We start from the raw sequence: 17,987 nt of genomic DNA on the forward strand, positions 1-17,987 counted from the left end.
AGAGCGGCGCCGGGCGGGAAGGACTCCGCCCGGCGCCGCGGTCCGTCACGCGACGGCGCTGACCGTCACTTCGTGACCACGATGGCCACCAGATACGCCGGGTTGGTGGTGTCGTAGTAGCCGTACACCCGCTGCCCGAACGCGAACGCCTCCTGCACCTCGTCGCGGGTCTGCGGGTTGGGGTTGATGTACACCCGCCACGCGTCGTCGACCCACAGGTAGAGGGCCGACGCCTGGCCGGGGAGGGGCTGGACGACGTCCCAGAACGACGTCGCGACGTTCGACGCGACCGCCTGGGTGGAGATCTCGGGCGCCTGCGCCTGCGGGATCTCCTCCTGGCCGAGCTGCTGGAGCAGTTGCTGGTAGGGCTGCTGCTGGCCGAGCTGCTGGAGCTGTTGCTGAAGGTGCGGCGGGGCCTGCTGCTGCGCACCCTGCATGCCCTGCGTCCCCTGGGGGCCCTGCATTCCCTGCATGCCGCGCATGCCCTGCTGGCCGAACTGGCGCTGCCCGTAGGACTGCTGGCCGAACGGCTGCTGCTGTGGCTGTTGCTGGCCGAACTGCTGGCCGAACTGCTGGGGCGGCGCGGTGCTCGGGCCCTGCTGGCCCTGTTGCTGCTGGCCTTGCTGCTGCATGGGACTCATTTGCGGGGTGGTGCTCATGCGTGTGCCACCTTCCCTCAATGGTTGTGGTGCTTCAGCCCGTGACGACCAGGCCGACGACCTCGTCGTCCGAGAACCAGACGCGTACGTCGGGGTGTCCTCCGGCGAAGGCGGCGCGCACCGCCTGGCGGATGTCGGGGGACGGGTCGTTCAGGTTGCGCCACTCTCCTGCGACGAACAGGCGCAGGCGCGGCGGGAGTTCGGGGGGATACGGGATCAGTTCGTCCCAGTAGCGCTCGGCCCGGCCCGAGCCCACCGCCGACGGCAGCAGGTTCGTGACCGCCGACTTGATGTCCGGGCGGTTGCCGATCCGCTGCGAGGCCGGGCGGCCCGGCGCGTCCTGCTGCGGCGAGCCCGTCGAGCGGAGCACCGCACGCGCCCGGTCCGGGGTCATCAGCTGCTGGCCCGCGGCCTTCAGCATGCCCTGCAGACAGGCCAGGGCGCCGACGACGACCGGGGACGCGGACGAGGTGCCGGAGAACGTGTCCGTGTACCAGGCGATCTCGTCGGGGCCGCCCTGCAGATCGCCCGGCTGGTTCCAGGAGCCGCCGGTCGTGGTCGTCTCGCGGCCCCAGCCCTGGGCGTCCACGCGGGCCCCGTAGTTGGAGAACCCCAGACGCGAGCGGTCGGGTCCGTGATCGCGGCCGTGGGTGCCGGGCGGCGGTGCGCCCGCGCCGACCAGGACGGCGCGCGAGGGCCGGTTGGAGGGGTTGAAGGGGTTGCGCCACCACTCGGGGAACTCGTCGGGCCTGCGCTCGTACACCGCGTCGTCCAGGGACTCGGCGCCGTTGCCCGCCGCGCCCACGACGATGACGCCCTTCGCGGTGGCGTACCGGATCGCCGCGTAGTCGTCGGGCCACCACTCCAGGGCGATGTAGCCCCGCTGGTCGTCGCGCGGTTCGAAGTCGAACCGCGGCCCCGGGCGGTGCAGTTCGATCAGCACGATGTCGCCGGGGCCCAGCCGCTGTGCCGCCGCGTGGATCGTCGCCGCGGTGCCCAGGGGCTGGAAGGAGGCCGTGGCGGTCATCGCCTCGGGCGCGATGCCCGTGATGCCGACGTGGTTGCGGTCGCCGCCGATCACGCCGATCACCGCGGTGCCGTGGTTGCGCCAGGCCACGTCCTGAATGGGCGTCCCGATGACCACGCCGGCGAGCTTGCCCGTGAGGTCCTCGTGGCTCAGCTGCCAGGCGCCCTCGATGTCGATCACCGTGATGCCCTCGCCCGAACCGCCGAGCCGCTGCCATGCCCAGTGCGCGTCGACGCCTTCGGGCGCCGGGCGCAGATAGCCCTGGCGGCCGGTGAAGTCGGGGGTGACGGGGGCGCCTTCCTTGCGGCGCGCGGACTCGCCGACGTCGGGCGCGCCGTGCTCTTCCGGGCGGTGCTGGGGCTGGGTCTGGGCCTGGGTCTGCGGCTTGTCGGTCGAGCCGAGCGACGCCGGTACGGCACCCGGCTTCACGTACGCCGTGTCGATCCCCGGCAGCGCGGCGAGCCGCGAGCGCAGTTCCTGGGCCCGGCTCTCGCCGCCGCGTACGCGGTAGAAGAGCGCCAGGTCGGGGACGTCGCCGCTGTCACCGCCGCCCGGTGCGTCGAACTGCCCGGCCGCGGCGCGCAGCCGCTCCTCGTTGCCGAACAGCGGTTCAAGGGCGAGCTGTTCGTCGCCGAGGAACATGTTCAGGGCCGACACGTCGGAGCCCGCCGCCGAGCGGACGCCCTCGGCCCCGGCCCGCAGCCGGGCCTCCGGCCGTGCGACGACGATCAGCTCCTGCTCGGACGCGCGGTAGGTGAATCCCGCCCCGTCGGGTCCGGGGCCGCTGGCTCCCGGGCCCCCTGCCGGCTCTACCTGGTCGGTCATCGCTTCACCGCTCCCTTCGGTCCTGCGGGGTGCCGTGCTGCGCGCTGTGGGCCGCGCATTCCGGGGCACACCTTGCTACCGCCGGGCGCGGTCGTCCACCCCCTTTGCCCCAACTGGGTTTGAAATCAAGGGGATCGGGGAAGTCCGTGCAATTCGTCCGGAAGGCGATGTCACGCCCCAATCCGGCCAGACGCCGAACGCGAGGGGCGGCACCCTCACGGGTGCCGCCCCAGATGACTCGCTCTGTTCCGGTGTCAGTCCTCGGAGGAATCAGCGGGTCCGGATTCGTCGCTGCTCCCGCTGCTCCCGCTGCCCTCTCCGTCCGGTCCCGCCGTCGCTCCGGGCCCCGGTTCCGTGTCCGGACGCGTCTGCGGCTTTGGCGGCCGCGTACGGTCGCCGCCGGAGCTGTCGCGCAGATACGGGGCCGTGTCGCCGCCCTCCGTGGCGTGGCCGCCGGGCTGCGGCGGACCGCCGCCGTCGCGTCGCCGCAGATAGCGCTCGAACTCGCGGGCGATGGCCTCGCCGGTCGCCTCGGGCAGCTCGGCCGTGTCCCGTGCCTCTTCGAGCGACTGGACGTACTCGGCGACCTCGCTGTCCTCGGCCGCGAGCTGGTCCACGCCCACCTGCCAGGCCCGCGCGTCCTCGGCCAGGTCGCCCAGCGGGATGCGCAGGCCGATGAGGTCTTCCAGGCGGTTCAGGAGGGCCAGCGTCGCCTTCGGGTTCGGCGGCTGCGAGACGTAGTGCGGGACGGCGGCCCACAGGCTGACCGCCGGGACACCCGCGTGCGTGCACGCCTCCTGGAGGATGCCGACGATGCCCGTCGGACCCTCGTACTTCGTCTCCTCCAGGTCCATGGTGCGGGCCAGGTCCGGGTCGGACGTGACGCCGCTCACCGGGACGGGGCGGGTGTGCGGGGTGTCACCGAGCAGCGCGCCCATGATGACCACCAGCTCGACGCCCAGCTCATGGGCGAACCCCAGGATCTCGTTGCAAAACGACCGCCAGCGCATCGACGGCTCGATCCCGCGCACCAGCACGAGGTCGCGCGGCTTGTCGCCGCCCACGCGGACCACCGAGAGCCGGGTCGTCGGCCAGGTGATCTTGCGGACGCCGCCCTCCAGGAAGACCGTGGGGCGGTTGACCTGGAAGTCGTAGTAGTCCTCGGCGTCAAGCGCCGCGAAGACCTCGCCCTTCCACTCCTTGTCGAGATGCGCGACCGCGGTGGAGGCGGCGTCGCCGGCGTCGTTCCAGCCCTCGAACGCGGCCACCATGACCGGGTCGACCAGCTCGGGTACCCCCTCGAGCTCGATCACCCAGGCCTCCTTCCGACGTCCTTTACGTACGCCCCAACCTTACGGCGTCCGGCGGGGCCCTCCGCAGCCCCCTTGCGCGGGCCGCGATGGATGGATCATTGCCCCGCGGGAGGCCCGCGCACTCCCTCGCAACCCTTGCTTCACAGCGTCGAGCGCAGCCACTGCTCCACGCTCGCGATGTGCACCGTCGCCCATGACCTGGCCGCCTCGGCGTCGCGGGCGCGCAGCGCGGCGAGGATCGCGCGGTGCTCGTGCAGGGTCCGGCTGACGGCGTCCTCCTGGGTGAGGCCGCGCCAGACGCGGGCCCGGGTGGTGGGTCCGGAGAGGCCGTCCAGGAGCGAGCAGAGCACCGAGTTGCCGGACGTCTGCACGATGCCGCGGTGGAACTCCAGGTCGCAGGCGACCAGCTCCTCCACCGAGGGGGCCGGGCCGAGCGCGTCCAACTGCGCGCTCAGCGCGTCCAGTTCGGCCTCGGTGATGTGGGCGGTGGCCATCGCGGTGGCGGCCGGTTCCAGGATGCGGCGCACCGCGAGGAACTCCAGGACCGTGTCGTCGCGGTGGAAGTCGACGACGAAGCTGAGGGCTTCGAGGAGGAGCTGCGGGTCCAGGCTCGTGACGTACGTGCCGTCGCCCTGGCGTACGTCGAGGATGCGGATCAACGAGAGGGCGCGCACCGCCTCGCGCAGTGAGTTGCGTGAAAGGCCCAGGTCGGCGGCGAGTTCACTCTCCTTGGGCAACCGGTCGCCGGGGCGCAGCGCGCCGGAGACGATCATGCCCTTGATCTTTTCGATGGCTTCGTCGGTGACAGCCATGGGGACCTCGCCTCGCAAGACAGAAGACATCCGATGTGTCGGACGAGTATGGCGTGTCCCCGCGCCGCCGTGCACGAGGTCCCGCGCATACGTAACTTCTCTCAGGGCTAAGATTTCCGTACTGACCGCGGCAGGACACCGGCCGCGGGACGGCGAGAGGGAGGCTACGGCAGATGGCCGGGAAGAAGTCGGCGGGGCCCCAGCGGGACGCGGTCGCGTCGATCATCGAGGACTGGGCGAGGGAACGGCCGGATCTCGACACCGCGCCCCTGGAGGTCCTCGCGCGGCTGCACCGGACCTTCCTGCGTTACAACACCAGGCTCACGGCGGCGATCGAGCGGCACGGCCTCGCGGTCGCCGGGTTCGACGTGCTGACCGCGCTGCGCAGGGCCGGGGCGCCCTACCGGCTCACGGCGGGCCAGCTCGCCGACTCCGGTCTCGTGTCGTCGGCCGGCGTGACGCTGCGCATCGACCGCCTGGAGAAGGACGGCCTCATCGTGCGCGAGCGCGACGCCGAGGACCGCCGCGTCGTCTACTCACGGCTCACCGAGGCGGGCCTCGCCAAGATCGACGAGGTGTTCGCCGAGCACCTCGACAACGAACGCCGGATGCTCGACGGACTCTCCCCGGCCGAGTGCCGTCAGCTGGCCCGCCTGATGTCCAAGCTGGAGCGGTCCATCACCGACTCCGACGCACCTCACGAAGCGGAGGCCTGAGCCTCCGCCTCCGCGCGGTACATGCGGCGCAGCCGGACGACGCCCAGGTCGTGCTGGTAGAGGTTCTCGCGCTGGTCGGCGTCGGCGGGCATCGCCTCCAGCATCACGCGGTCCTGTTCGAGGACCTGCCAGTGGCGCTCCTCGATGAGCGTCTTGTAGAGGAAGCGCCAGGTGTCGCGCTGCCAGCCCTGCACGCGGCGGTAGCGCCAGAAGAAGACACCGGTGCGGTTCTCGTCGACCGGGCAGACCATGCCGACGATCCCGAACGGGCCGCCGGGGCCTGCCGACGGGGGGTAGGGAATGGTGAGGTCCACCCAGTCCACGCCGGTGCGGCACAGCTCCACCCAGTCGAAGTTGACGCCCCGCTGGTCGGTCTTCTCGAAGAAGTAGCCGCGGTCCGTCTCCCGGATGCGGAACTTGGCGGTGGTGTCGCCGTCGTACATCGTGTGCGACTCGTGGTGCAGGAACGCGCCGTGCATCGGGTCGAGGAGGTTCTCCACCGCGAACCGCCAGGGGCCGTTCCACTCCGCGTAGCAGAGGATCGCGTCGACGTCGGGGTCGGTGAGCGGTTCGGGCAGGGTCAGTTCGGCGGGCTCCGGGTGTTTCTCGTCGCCGAAGTACGCCAGGATCGCGCCGCCGATCTCGCGCACGGGCAGCGACGTGACGAGTTTCTTGCCCTCCAGGTTGCAGCCGGGCAGACCCGGCACGGAGGAGACGGTGCCGTCGGTCTCGACCTCCACGCCGTGGTACCAGCAGGCCACCCGGTCACCGAGGTGTTTGCCCAGGGAGAGGGGCGCCCCGCGGTGCGGGCAGCGGTCGGCGAGCATCGATAGGGCGCCGTCGGAGCGGCGGAAGAGCAGCCACTGCTCGCCGAGCGCGGTGACCTTGCGCAGGGCACCGGGGGCGACGAAGTCCGAGGGGACGACCGGGTGCCACTGGTTGCGCAGGCCGGTGGCGTAGATGTGGTCGGCGGAAGCGGTCGGGCCTGCAAGGGTGGTCATCGGGGTCACGCTCCCAGTCGGTTCATCTCGGCACGGAAGGATTCTTCGGTCCACGGGGCGCCGTCGGGCGCGTGCACCTGACGGGCGTTCAGCCCGGCGATGACGTCGGAGAGTTCATGGCCCTCCTTGGTGAAGACCTCTTCGAGGGTGGCGGCGAGCTTGTACTCGTAAGGGGTCGGCTCGTGCGTACGGGACTGGTGGATTTCCAGGTACGGCCAGGCGGTGGTCACTGTTGCCTCCGGTGGGGAATTACAGGTCGAGGACGAGACGGCCGGACGCGCAGCGCGAAACGCAGATCATCATCGAGGTGTTCGCGGCGTGCTCGGCCTCGCTGAGCAGGAAGTCCCGGTGGTCGGGCGTGCCGTCGAGCACCCGCGTCTCGCAGCTTCCGCAGATGCCCTCCTGGCAGGAGCTGCTGACGCTCAGGCCCGCGTCCTCGGCGGCCCGCAGGATGGACGTGCCGGCGCCGACGGAGAGCGTGAGGCCAGACGTCCGGCACTCCACCTCGAACGCGGAGTCGTCCCCGGCCTGCTCCACGACGGGCGCGGCGAACCGCTCCACGCGCAGCCGGTCCGCCGGGCAGAGCGCCTCCACGGCGGCGAGCAGCGGTTCCGGCCCGCAGCAGTACACGAGCGTGCCCTCGGGCAGTCCGTCGAGCGCCGACGCGAGGTCGATGTGCCCGTGCTCGTCCTGCGGTACGACGGTCAAGTCGCCGTCCAAGGCGGCCAGTTCATCGGTGAACGCCATCGAAGCCCGGTTGCGTCCGCCGTACACCATGCGCCAGTCGGTCCCACGCCGCGCCGCCTCGCGGGCCATGGCGAGGAGCGGGGTGACGCCGATGCCGCCCGCGACGAAGAGGTAGCCGGGGGCGTCCTCCAGGGCGAAGTGGTTGCGCGGCTCGGAGGCGGTGACCGTCTGACCCGGGCGCAGCTTGGTGTGCACGTGCCGTGAACCGCCGCGCGAAGAGGCCTCGTTGAGGACGCCGATGCGGTACGCGGTCGTGTCGCGCGGGTCGCCGCACAGGCTGTACTGGCGTACGTGGCCGCCGGTGTGGAGGTCGAGGTGTGCTCCGGGGCCCCAGGCGGGCAGTGGCTTGCCGTCCGGATGGACGAGCTCGACGGAGAGCACGCCGTCCGCCTCCCAGGTCATGCGGCGTACAAGCAGCGTGAGTTCGCTCTCGTTCATGGTGCGGGCCTCCTCACTGGCCGGGGATCTTGACGGGCGGGGTGAACGGGTTCTTCATCGGCCCCAGGCGGGCCAGGTCGACCTCGACGAGGGTCGGCCCGTCGGACGCGACGGCGTGGCTGATCACGGGCAGCGCGTGATCCTCGGCGGCGATCCTGGCGTAGGGCAATCCGCAGGCCTGGGCGAGGAGTTCGAAGTCAGGAGTGGCGAGGTCGACTCCGGAGCGGCGCTCGCTGTAGCGGTCCTGCATGTTGCGCAGCACGCCGTACCCGCCGTCGTTGAAGACGATCAGCGTCAGGCGTGGCCGCTCCTGGGCGAGCGTGAGCAGTTCGCCCAGGTGGACGGCGAGGCCGCCGTCGCCGGCCAGGACGACGGTGGGCGCGTCGGGTCGCGCGAGGGCCGCGCCGATGCCCATGCCGAGCCCCTGGCCGATGCCGCCGCCGCGCGGGAAGACGTTGTCGCGGGGGTCGTACATCTCCAGGAGCCGGTTGCCCCAGCTGCTGGACGGGATGGTCACGTCGCGGGCCACGACCGCCTCGCGGGGCAGCGCGGCACGGATGGCGTCGCAGATCGCGGCCTGCGGTCCGATGGTGTCGTGCAGGGTGGCGCGGACGTCCTCGCGGACGGCGGCGACCCGCCGCGTCCAGCTCTCGTCGGCCCGGCGCGGGTGCGGGAGCAGGGCCGCGAGCACCTCGGGCGCGTGCCCGTGCAGCGTGTGCCGCGCCGGGTACACGCGCCCGAGGGCGGCGGCGTCGACGTCGATCTGGATGTGCGCCTCGGGCAGCGTGAGCCCGTAGTCGGCGGTCTCGTTCGACCGGAAGTGCGTGCCGACGGTCAGCAGCAGGTCCGCGTCCGCGAGAAGGGACCGGGCCGCGGGGGTGGTGGCGAAGTTCCCGATGACCTGCGGGTGGTCCTCGGGCACGGCGCCCCGCCCGGAGTTGGACGTGAGCAGCCCGGCGCCGGTCACGTGCAGCAGCTCGGCCAGCTCGGCGCGCGCACGGGTGCCTCCGCCGCCGGCCCAGACGAGGGGGCGCTCGGCGGAGGCCAGCAGGGCGCGCGCCGCGTCCAGTTCAGCAGCGGCGGGGTGGGGGAAGGCCGGTGCGGCCACCGGTTCGGCCGCGTCCGTCTGGGCCGCGTACTGCAGGTCCACCGGCCACTCCACGCTTGCCGGGCCGCCGGGGTCTGTCAGGGCGGTCTGTGCCGCCTCGCGGAGGGTCCGGGCCGCCGTTTCGGTGGACGTGATGGTCGCCGCGTACTTGGATACCGCGCCGAGCATGCCCAGCTGGTCCTTGGTCTCGTGGATGAAACCGCGGCCGCTGCCCAGGAACTCGCTCTCCACCTGTCCGGTGACGTGCAGGACGGAGGTGCCCGCGCTCAGCGCCTCGACCAGGGAACCGGCCGCGTTGCCCGCGCCCGTCCCGGTCGAGGTGAGGGCGCAGCCGATTGAACCGCGCGCACGGCCGTAGGCGTCGGCCGCGTTCACGGCGGTCGCCTCGTGGCGCACCGGCACGAAGCGCAGCTCCCGGTCGACCGCCTCGACCAGCGGCAGGTTGTGCACGCTGACGATCCCGAAGACCGTGTCGATGCCGAGTTCCCGGAGCACGGCGACGAGGAGGTCGCCGCCGGTGGCGTGGTGCGCGGCCGGTGTGGATGGGGTGGGTGGCATGGGGGAGCTCCTCAGAGGATGCCGCGGCCGACGCCGCCGCAGACGTCGATGCTGGTGCCGGTGGTGTACGAGGCGCGGGGCGAGAGCAGCGCGACGATCGCGTACGCGACCTCCTCCGCGCGGCCGAGGCGGCCGAGGGCGATCCCGCGGTCCGCCGCGAGCTCCGCCTGCCAGTCCTCGTACGACAGACCCGACTCGGCCGCCGCGTGGCGGCGGGTCCACTGGCCGGTGTCGATCAGGCCCAGGCAGACCGAGTTGACGCGGATGCCCTCGGGGGCGAGTTCCGTGGCCAGGGACTTGGAGAGGTTGAGGATGCCCGCGCGGGCGGCGCTGGTGGTGATGAGGCGGGGCTCGGGCTGCTTGGCGAGGACCGCGTTCACGTTGACGACGCTCGCCGCGTCGGACGCCGCCAGGTGCGGGCGGGCCGCGTGCAGGGGGTTGAGGACCCCGGCGAACTTCAGCTCCAGCTCGTCGCGCCAGTCGTCGGCGGTCGACTCGTCGAAGCCCTTCATGCGGGACTGCCCCGCGTTGTTGACGAGCCCGTCGAGCGAGCCGAAGGTGTCCGCCGCGCGCTCGGTGAACTCCCGTACGGCGTCCGCGTCGCGTACGTCGCACACGCCCGTCAGGAGGCGGTCACCGCCGCCGAGGCTGGCCGCGGCCTTGGCGAGGCGGTCGGCGTCACGCCCGCAGGTCGCGACGCGCGCGCCCTCGTCGAGCAGGGCGCGGACCGTGGCCAGACCGACGCCCGAGCTGCCGCCGGTGACCAGGACGGTCCGGTCGGAGAGGCCCAGATCCATAACTCAGTGCTCCGTTACGTCAGTTCATGGTGAAGCCGCCGTTGACGGCGATCACCTGTCCGGTCAGATAGCGGGACTCCTCGGAGAGGAGGAAGGAGACGAGCCCGACGAGGTCGTCCGGCTGCTGCGGGCGGGAGATCGCCCGGTTGCCCCGGTAGAGCGCGTGCCGCTCGGCGGGCACCGTCGCGGTGGCCTCCACCTCGGTCAGGCCAGGCGCCACCGCGTTCACGGTGATTCCCTTGTCGCCCAGCTCGCGCGCCATCGCCCGGGTCAGGGCGATGACCGCGCCCTTGGAGGCGATGTAGTGGGCCAGGCGCGGCGAACCGTAGAGGGCCGCGTCCGACGCGATGTTGACGATCCGGCCGGGGGAGCGGAACTGCGGGTGCAGGGCCTTGGCGACCAGCCACGGGCTGCGGGCGTTGACCGCCATCAGGCGGTCCCACACCTCGACGTCGATGTCCTGGAACTCCTTGCCGCCGACGCCGTTGGCGAGCGCGGCATTGTTGACCAGGCCGTACAGCGTCCCCAAGTCACCAACAGCGAGCGCGAGTTCGGTCACCGAATCCGGGTCCGCGACATCGCACCGCACGAAATGCGCGTCCAGGCCGTCGGCGCGCAGCCCGGCGACGGCCTCGCCGCCGAGCCCCGCTTCCACCTCGGCGACGACGACCCGGAAGCCGTCCTCGCCCACCCGGCGGGCCATGGCGAGACCGAGGCCACGGCCCGCGCCGGTGATGACGACGGTGCGGTCGTCGGTCGAGCGGTCCTCAGTCACGGGTGACGCCGTGCATCGGCGAGTGCTCGGGGTACGTCGGCACCTGCGGCTTCTGCGTGCCGATGACGACGCAGAACAGCGCGTCGGTGTCGCCCTCGTTCTTCAGGGAGCGCGCCACGCCCGCCGGGACGACGATCATGTCGCGGTAGCCGAGGGTGCGGTACTCGACCTCGTCGGCGCCCCGGTGGATGCCCACCTTGACCTGCCCCTCCAGGACGAAGAAGGCCTCCTCGACGTCGTGGTGGGTGTGCTCGGGGCCCTCGGCGCCGGGCGGCAGCAGCATGTTGGAGAAGGTGAAGCCGCCGGACGGCAGGATGCGGCTGTCGTTCTCGTGGTTGCCGGTCGCGCCGGAGCCGACGTAACGGATCTGGCCGCGGCGGTACTGCGGGCCCGCCTTCTCCTGGAAGGACAGCGTGCTGAAGTCCGCGACTCGGGACTCCTTGGTGGCGATCAGTGAGTCGGTGTACTTGCCGAGGTCGCCGCCGTTGTCGTACTCGGTGGTGGTCAGAGGCATGGAGAGGCTCCTTCTCAGAGGTGTTCGGGGATGCGGGCGGTGATGCGGAGGTGGGAGAGGACCCAGGCGTTGAAGGCCTCGGGCTGCTCCTGGTTGGCCAGGTGACCGGCGTCCTTGACGATCACGTAGGCGGTCTTGTGCAGGGCTCCGGCGATGGCCTGGGAGGCATCGACGCCGGTGACCCGGTCCTGGTCGCCGCAGAGGACGAGGGCGGGGGCCGCGATCGTGGGGATCTCGGGGCGCAGGTCGGCGCCGGCCATGGACTCGGCGGCGTACGCGTATCCGGGCAGGCGCACGGAGGCGGCCATGGTGTCGACGACCCGGCGGACGAGCTGAGGGGGCGCGTCCGGCGAGACGAGCCGGGGGCCGCGCCGCTCGGCGAACTCCCGCGGCCCGCGTTCCGCGAGCTCGGTGGCCCGCTGCCGCATGGCGTCGGCCTTAGCGGGGTCGGTGCCGGAACCGGCGCTGGAGTCCGCCACGATCAGCGAGTCGACCAGCCCGGGGTGGCGGGCCGCGAGCCGCAGCGCGATCACCCCGCCCCACGAGACGCCGAGGACATGGGCGCTCGCGCCGCGTTCCCGGATGAGGGCGGCAGCCGCGTCCGCATAGCCGTCCAGGTCCATCGGACCCTCCGGGTCAGCGGACTTGGCGTATCCGGGAGCGTCCCAGGCCACCACCCGCACATACGCGGCCAGCTCGGCGAGCTGCGGTGCGAAGGCGGCCGACGAGGAGCCGATGCCGTGCAGGCAGAGCAGGAGAGGGCCCTGCTCACCCGCCTCCTCCACATGGACGCCGGTCGCCACCTGCGTGCGGACGCCGGTCACAGGATCTGCCCCGTCCGGCCCGCGAGCGCCGCGAGGCTGCGCAGGACCGCGTACGGCACGACCTGGCTGGTCGCCGGGTTGCCCGGGTCCGGCAGATGCGCGACCTCGAAGCGGTACGAGCCGTGCGCGCCGGACGCCTCGACGACATGCCGCGTGTGGTGGGCGCCGGGGTCGGCGACGACCTGGACCCGCACAGCGTCCAGGTCGCCGACGGCGAGAGCGACCGAAGCCGCGACGTTCGTCGACTTGGGGAACTTCACGGGGACATCGCGCGCGGTCCCCGACATGACCTCGACCGGGCCGGTGGCCGCCCGCATCCGTGACAGCAACTCGGCATCCATCCACGGCTGTTCGAGGGTGGCGGGCAGTTTCGTCGTGGTGAGCCGCACCTCGTCGAGCGGACCGAGCGAACGCACCGCCTGGAGCAGGTCGAGCCCGCCGACCGCGCCCCCGGTGAAGTACACCCGGCCGGGACCGGCGGCCAGGAGCCGCTTGGAGAGCTCCTCGTCGGTGAGCGCGCCCGTCGAGGCGATCAGCAGATCGGTCCCGGAGGTGAGGACCCGCTCGCCCCACTCCCGTACGACACCCTGGCCCGCCGCCTCGACGATGAGATCGCAGCGCTCCATGGCCTCGTCGAAGGAGACCTGCGGGGCGGGGGCGCTCTCGCCGAGCGGACGGTTGTCGACCAGGCACGTCAACTCCGCCCCGGTGACCCGGTGTTCGGCCAGTGCGGTGCCGACGACGCGCCCGATGGCACCCCAGCCGACGATGCCGACCTTGCGTACGGCGCTCATGCGTGAACCTCCGGTTCGTTCCGGGCGGACAGCGGGCCGGGGTCGGGCGCCCCCGCCATGTGGCAGCGGATCTCCTTCGACGGCGGGCCGGCCGTCCCCCAGAGGTCGGAGAGCTCGGGCACCCGCCGCCAGACCCTGGCGATCCACGCGTCCTCGACGATCTGCGCGACCTCGGAGGTGTACTCGCAGACGAGCCCGGAGGGATCGGTGAAGTAGGAGAAGGTGTTGTTGCCGGGACCGTGCCGGCCGGGGCCCCACTGCGGGTCGATCCCGTGGTGCCGCAGCCGTCCCAGGCCCCGCATGAAGTGGTCGACCGAACTCATCTCGTACGCCACGTGGTTGAGCGAGGCCCACTCGGCCCGGTTGAAGGCGATGCAGTGGTGGTCGGCGTTGCAGCGCAGGAACGCCATCTGGTGCTCGGACCAGTCGGAGACGCGCAGGCCGAGGACGTCGCGGTAGAAGGCGACGGAGGCGTCGATGTCCGCCGTGTTGAGCACGGCGTGCGTGACACCCACCGGCACGGCGCCGTCCCGGCCGCGCGGCGGCACCGCGTGGACCTCCGCGCTGATCTCGATCAGGCGGTGCTCGGGGTCGGTGAAGCGCAGGCCGTAGCCGCCGCCGACCTGGTCGAGCGGGCCGGGCCCGGCGACCGGCGTGATGCCGCGGGCGAGGAGCCTGCGGGCGGCCTCGTCGACCTCGGCGGGCGTGCCCACGGCGAAGGAGATCTTGCCGAGGCCGACGCGGTCGGCACGGGTGAGCTGGAGGGCGTGGTGCTCGGCGCCGGTGCCGCGCAGCCAGGCGGCGGCACCGCGCTCGGACTCCACGGTCTCCAGGCCCCAGACCTCCTGATAGAAGTCGGCGGCCTCGGTGAAGGACGGCGTGAGCAGTTCGACGGAGCGCAGGGCGCGCAGCCGTGCGACGGGGGGTTGAGGCATGACCTTGCTCCAGAGATACGGGGGGTTCAGTTGGCCCAGGGGAGAGGCGCGTCGGAGAGGCCCCAGTACAGGGACTTCTGGCGCTGGTAGGCGCGGATGCCGTCGCGGCCCTTCTCGCGGCCGAGACCGCTCTCCTTCATGCCGCCGAAGGGCGTGGCGATGCTGAACTGCTTGTACGTGTTGATCCAGACCGTGCCCGCCTCCACGCGGCGCGCGATCCGCCAGGCGGCCCGGTGGTCGCGGGTCCAGATGCCGCAGGCGAGGCCGTAGACGCTGGAGTTGGCCTGCCGCACGAGGTCGTCCTCGTCGTCGAAGGACAGCGCGACCAGGACGGGTCCGAAGATCTCCTCCTGGCAGGTCCGCGAGGAAGGGGGGAGCCCGTCCAGGACGGTGGGCAGGTAGTACGCCCCGTCCTGGTACTCCGCGCCCTCCGGCACGCCCCCACCGCACAGCACACGTGCGCCTTCCTCGCGGGCGAGATCGACGTACGAGGCGACGGAGTCCCGGTGCTTGTGGTGCACGAGGGGCGCGACCTGGGTGTCGGGGGAGGTGCCGGGTCCGACGCGCAACTTCCTTACCCGCGCGACCAGTTCGCCGACGAACTCCTCATAGAGGGCGCGGGCGACGAAGAGCCGCGACCCCGCGATGCAGGACTGCCCGCTGGAGGAGAAGATCCCGAACATCACGCCGGCCAGCGCCTGCTCGATGTCGGCGTCGGCGAGGACGACCGTGGGCGACTTGCCGCCCAGTTCGAGCGAGAGAGGCATCAGCTTCTCGGCCGCCGCGTGGGCGAGCGTCCGGCCCGTGCTCGTGCCGCCGGTGAAGGTGACCTTGCCGACGCGCGGATCGCGGACGATCGCGTCCCCGACGACGCTGCCGCGCCCGGTGAGGACGGAGAGCAGACCGGCCGGAAGCCCGAATTCCGCCAGGGCGCCGCTGATGAGACGGCCCAGGGCCAGCGAGACCAGCGGGGTCCACTCGGCGGGCTTGAGCAGGACCGCGTTGCCGCCCGCGAGCGCCGGGGCGAGCTTCTGGGCGTCGCTGGCGACGGGGGAGTTCCAGGGGTTGATGGCGCCGACGACGCCGATCGGCTCGTACACGCTCATCGTCACGTAGTCGCCGCGCGCAGGGGTGATGGCCTCCTCGGCGGTCTCCAGGGCCGCGGCGGTGTAGCGGAAAGTGGCCGCCGCGCTCGCCACCAGGGCGCGCGTCTCGGTGAGCGCCTTGCCGGTGTCGGCGGTCTGCAGGGCCGCGAGGTCCTCCGCGGACGCCTCGATCAGCTCGGCGACGCGGTGCAGGAGCAGGGCGCGGCGGTGGGGCAGCAGGTCACGCCAGCGCGGGTCGGCCGCGGCCTCGGCCGCCGCCTGGGCCGCTTCGGCGACCTCGTCGAGGGAGACGGCGTGGACGGTGGCGAGCACGCGACCCGTCGCGGGGTCGACGGTGTCGGCCGGGGCGCCCGCGCCGCGTCGCCACTCGCCCGCGATGAGGGCCTCGTCGGCTGGGATGCAGGGCATGGGGGCCTCCTTGCGTGCGGTGTCCGGGGTGAACCGCCGCGTGCTTCAGGCGAGTTCCGGATGCTCTTCGGTAAGCGCTAGAAATCTAAGGGCTTAAATATCTGCAGCGCAAGACCTGTCCGTCGACGGTCTTCATGGATTTCCCCTGCGGAGACTCTTGACGCGCTCCGGTGGCGGGACGGTACAACTTAAGCGCTTAGAAACTTTGCGCTTACTCGCTTCTTGGCTTGAGTTTCCCCAGACTCCGTGGCCGTCGCGTTCCTCCCCTCGTCCCCGCCCCCTCAGCAGCGGAGTGCCCGCATGACGATCGACGCCTCCCCGGACCCATCGGTCCGGGCCGCCATAGCCGCCCGCTTCGAACGGCTACCCCTGTGCCGCTGGCACGTCACCGTCCGGCTCATCGTGGGCGCGGTCACCTTCTTCGAGGCCTTCGACCAGCTCCTGATCGCCTACGCCCTGCCGGAACTGCGCCACGAGTGGGACCTCAGCACGTCCGCCGCGACGCTGCTGCTCACCGTCGGCTCGATCGGCATGCTGATCGGCGCGCTGCTCTCCGGGCGCCTCGCGGACCGCATCGGCCGCGTGAAGGTCATCGCGCTGTGTATCGCGCTGTCCAGCGTCGCCAACCTGGCCCTGTCCGTGTCCACCTCGCCCGACGCCTTCATGGCCCTGCGGTTCGTCCAGGGCCTGGCGATCGGGGGCGAGGTGCCGGTGGCGGCGACCTTCATCGCCGAGATCACCCGAAGCCACCAGCGCGGCCGCTTCGTCCTCCTGTACGAGCTGGTGTTCCCGGCGGGCCTGACCGTGGGCGCGCTGGTCGCGGCCTGGGTGGTGCCGATGCTCGGCTGGCGCTGGATGTACGCCATCGCCGCGCTGCCCGGCCTGCTCTGCATCCTCGTACAGCGCAAGGTCCCCGAGTCACCGCGGTGGCTGGCGGACCACGGAAGGCTGGAGGAGGCGGACGCGGTGATGTCCGGCATCGAGGCGGACGTCGAGCGGATCACGAGGAAACCCCTGCCGCCCGTTCCCGAGGCGCTTCCCGTCGTTGCCCCCGGCGAGGCGGCCTCCGGTCTGCGCGGCCTGTTCACCGGCCGCTACCGCCGCCGGACCCTGATCATCGGCGTGCTCTGGTTCACCGGCTACTTCGTCAACTACGGCATCACGTCCTGGCTCCCGACGATCTACCAGAACCGCTACGACCTGACCCTCTCCGACGCGCTCCTCTACTCGACGGTCACGTCCTGCGCGGGCCTCCTCGGCTGCCTCGTGGCGGCGCTCACCGTCGACCGCATTGGCCGGCGGAAGGTCATCACCGGCTGTCTGGGCGGGGCGGCGGTGATGCTGGTGGCGCTCGCGGCGGCCGGCGCGGACACGCCGGTACAGGTCCTGGTGTGGACCTCGCTCGCCGCGGTCTTCTTCTTCGGCTCCAACATCTGCCTGTACCTCTACACGCCGGAGCTCTTCCCGACGCGGATGCGGGCGCTCGGCAGCAGTGTCGGCGGGGCGATGAACCGGCTCGGGGTCATCCTCGGCCCGATCGTGGTGGGAGTCGTCTACGCGGGCGGCAATGTGTCCACGGTGTTCGTGATGCTGGGGGCGGTGGCGCTGGTGGGGTCTGTGGTGGCTGCGGTGGGGGCCGAGGAGACGGCGGGGCGGAGGCTGGAGGAGGTCTCGCCTTAGAGTTCCCCAACCCCGCCCCTTCCCGAAAACCCGCTCTGGCGCGGGGGCCTTGGGTGCCGCTATCACCGGCTTCGCCGAGTTCGTCCTCAATCTCCAGCCCGGCCGGCGTTTGAGGCCATCTTTTCGGGGGTCCAGGGGGCGGAGCCCCTTGGTTTCGGGAAGGGGTGGGATTGGGGAAAGCCCCGCAGGGAACGCCGTACCCCTACCCGAACCGCTCGATCCGGATGCGATCGACCGGCTGGCCCCCGGCCACCAGCAGCCGCGACGCATGCTCGGCGAAACCATTCGACCCGCAGACGTACGCCTCCCAGCCCCCCTCAGGCTGACCGGCGCCGAGGAACGGCGCCAAGTGCTCGGCACGAAGCCGCCCCTCCGCCCGCGTCAACACCACCGTGGTCTCGTCGCCGTACTCATCCGCGTAGATCAGATCCTCGCGCGTCCGCGCGGAGACCAGAAGCCGCAACGGCACCGGCCGCCCCGCCCCCCGCCAGTGCCGCAGCATCGACATCAGCGGAACCACACCGGAACCCGCCCCCAGCAGCAGCGCGGGACGGTCCCCGGGCCAGGCGAAGAACCCGGACAGCGGCCCCCGCACCTCCACCACGTCACCGACGTGGGCGACCGTGTGCAGATGCCCCGACACCTCGCCGCCCGGCACATGGTCCAAGGTCAGCTCGATCTCACCGCCCTCCTCGGAAGGAGAGGCGATCGAGTAATGCCGCTGGGCCACGTACCCGTCCGGAGCGGTCAGCCGCAGCATTAGATGCTGGCCCGGCAGATGCCCCTGCCAGCCAGGCACCTTCAGCCGGAAGGTCGACACCGTCCCGGCGGCGTTGTCACGGCGGACCTCCACCACGGTCGCCCGCTGCCAGACGGAAGCCGCGCGTCCGCTCACCTCGATCCGCCCCGGCACGGCGAACCGCGTCGGCGGCACAAAAGGGTCGGTCACA

The 17,987-nt window shown here is 72.0% G+C and carries 18 protein-coding genes; 2 read left to right on the forward strand and 16 right to left on the reverse strand.

Translation table 11 applies throughout. The features are described 5' to 3' along the window. Nucleotides 1–65: 65 nt before the first annotated feature. The 4 genes from ACWFRU_RS26255 to ACWFRU_RS26270 all read right to left on the reverse strand — a co-directional run bounded on the left by ACWFRU_RS26255 (nt 66) and on the right by ACWFRU_RS26270 (nt 4,636). A complete protein-coding gene (locus tag ACWFRU_RS26255) occupies nt 66–659 on the reverse strand; it encodes a hypothetical protein (RefSeq protein ID WP_453690620.1) in 594 nt (197 codons plus the stop codon). 34 nt (nt 660–693) lie between these two features. Further along, entirely contained in the window at nt 694–2,511 is a 1,818-nt protein-coding gene (locus tag ACWFRU_RS26260) for a S8 family peptidase (protein WP_453690621.1), read from the reverse strand. 254 nt (nt 2,512–2,765) lie between these two features. After that, complete coding sequence (locus tag ACWFRU_RS26265) at nt 2,766–3,824, reverse strand: PAC2 family protein (protein WP_453690622.1); 1,059 nt, start codon at nt 3,822–3,824, stop codon at nt 2,766–2,768. 140 nt (nt 3,825–3,964) lie between these two features. Beyond that, on the reverse strand, nt 3,965–4,636 hold the full coding sequence (locus ACWFRU_RS26270; RefSeq protein WP_453690623.1) for a FadR/GntR family transcriptional regulator: 672 nt from the start codon (nt 4,634–4,636) through the stop codon (nt 3,965–3,967). A gap of 173 nt (nt 4,637–4,809) precedes the next feature. Here ACWFRU_RS26270 and ACWFRU_RS26275 point away from each other — a divergent pair, with 173 nt between their 5' ends. Beyond that, nucleotides 4,810–5,352 (forward strand): MarR family winged helix-turn-helix transcriptional regulator, encoded by a 543-nt coding sequence (locus ACWFRU_RS26275; protein WP_453690624.1) that lies wholly within the window; start codon nt 4,810–4,812, stop codon nt 5,350–5,352. Here ACWFRU_RS26275 and ACWFRU_RS26280 read toward each other — a convergent pair. From ACWFRU_RS26280 to ACWFRU_RS26330, 11 genes are read right to left on the reverse strand one after another with little or no spacing between them, the layout of a single operon-like run. Further along, nucleotides 5,334–6,353, reverse strand: a complete 1,020-nt coding sequence (locus ACWFRU_RS26280) for a Rieske 2Fe-2S domain-containing protein (protein WP_453690625.1) — start codon at nt 6,351–6,353, stop codon at nt 5,334–5,336. The genes ACWFRU_RS26275 and ACWFRU_RS26280 overlap by 19 nt on opposite strands. A gap of 5 nt (nt 6,354–6,358) precedes the next feature. Further along, the gene (locus tag ACWFRU_RS26285) at nt 6,359–6,583 is read right to left on the reverse strand and encodes a recombinase-like helix-turn-helix domain-containing protein (RefSeq protein WP_453690626.1); all 225 of its coding nucleotides are present in this window, start codon (nt 6,581–6,583) and stop codon (nt 6,359–6,361) included. Between the two features lie 19 nt (nt 6,584–6,602). Further along, nucleotides 6,603–7,538, reverse strand: coding sequence for a PDR/VanB family oxidoreductase (locus ACWFRU_RS26290; protein ID WP_453690627.1), 936 nt, complete (start codon nt 7,536–7,538; stop codon nt 6,603–6,605). Nucleotides 7,539–7,551: 13 nt separating this feature from the next. Then, on the reverse strand, nt 7,552–9,204 hold the full coding sequence (locus tag ACWFRU_RS26295) for a thiamine pyrophosphate-binding protein (protein ID WP_453690628.1): 1,653 nt from the start codon (nt 9,202–9,204) through the stop codon (nt 7,552–7,554). A gap of 11 nt (nt 9,205–9,215) precedes the next feature. Continuing rightward, entirely contained in the window at nt 9,216–10,001 is a 786-nt protein-coding gene (locus ACWFRU_RS26300; RefSeq protein WP_453690629.1) for an SDR family oxidoreductase, read from the reverse strand. A 19-nt stretch (nt 10,002–10,020) separates the two neighbouring features. Then, the gene (locus ACWFRU_RS26305) at nt 10,021–10,776 is read right to left on the reverse strand and encodes an SDR family oxidoreductase (protein WP_453690630.1); all 756 of its coding nucleotides are present in this window, start codon (nt 10,774–10,776) and stop codon (nt 10,021–10,023) included. Beyond that, nucleotides 10,769–11,290, reverse strand: coding sequence for a cupin domain-containing protein (locus ACWFRU_RS26310; protein ID WP_344529664.1), 522 nt, complete (start codon nt 11,288–11,290; stop codon nt 10,769–10,771). The genes ACWFRU_RS26305 and ACWFRU_RS26310 overlap by 8 nt, the downstream gene beginning before the upstream one ends. A gap of 14 nt (nt 11,291–11,304) precedes the next feature. After that, nucleotides 11,305–12,114: an alpha/beta fold hydrolase gene (locus ACWFRU_RS26315; RefSeq protein ID WP_453690631.1), complete on the reverse strand. Its 810-nt coding sequence runs from the start codon at nt 12,112–12,114 to the stop codon at nt 11,305–11,307. Then, a complete protein-coding gene (locus tag ACWFRU_RS26320) occupies nt 12,111–12,908 on the reverse strand; it encodes an aspartate dehydrogenase domain-containing protein (RefSeq protein WP_453690632.1) in 798 nt (265 codons plus the stop codon). The genes ACWFRU_RS26315 and ACWFRU_RS26320 overlap by 4 nt, the downstream gene beginning before the upstream one ends. Beyond that, nucleotides 12,905–13,843: a VOC family protein gene (locus tag ACWFRU_RS26325; RefSeq protein WP_453690633.1), complete on the reverse strand. Its 939-nt coding sequence runs from the start codon at nt 13,841–13,843 to the stop codon at nt 12,905–12,907. The genes ACWFRU_RS26320 and ACWFRU_RS26325 overlap by 4 nt, the downstream gene beginning before the upstream one ends. A gap of 26 nt (nt 13,844–13,869) precedes the next feature. Beyond that, nucleotides 13,870–15,357 carry an aldehyde dehydrogenase gene (locus ACWFRU_RS26330; RefSeq protein ID WP_453690634.1) on the reverse strand — a complete coding sequence of 496 codons (1,488 nt, stop codon included), beginning with the start codon at nt 15,355–15,357 and terminating at the stop codon, nt 13,870–13,872. Nucleotides 15,358–15,657: 300 nt separating this feature from the next. Between ACWFRU_RS26330 and ACWFRU_RS26335 the strand changes: the two genes are divergently transcribed. Next, complete coding sequence (locus ACWFRU_RS26335) at nt 15,658–17,037, forward strand: MFS transporter (RefSeq protein WP_453690635.1); 1,380 nt, start codon at nt 15,658–15,660, stop codon at nt 17,035–17,037. 202 nt (nt 17,038–17,239) lie between these two features. On the opposite strand, the gene ACWFRU_RS26340 is transcribed toward ACWFRU_RS26335, so the two are convergent. After that, a complete protein-coding gene (locus ACWFRU_RS26340) occupies nt 17,240–17,986 on the reverse strand; it encodes a ferredoxin reductase (RefSeq protein ID WP_453690735.1) in 747 nt (248 codons plus the stop codon). Nucleotide 17,987 lies beyond the last annotated feature (1 nt).

Source organism: Streptomyces sp. NPDC055099, from assembly GCF_053607685.1.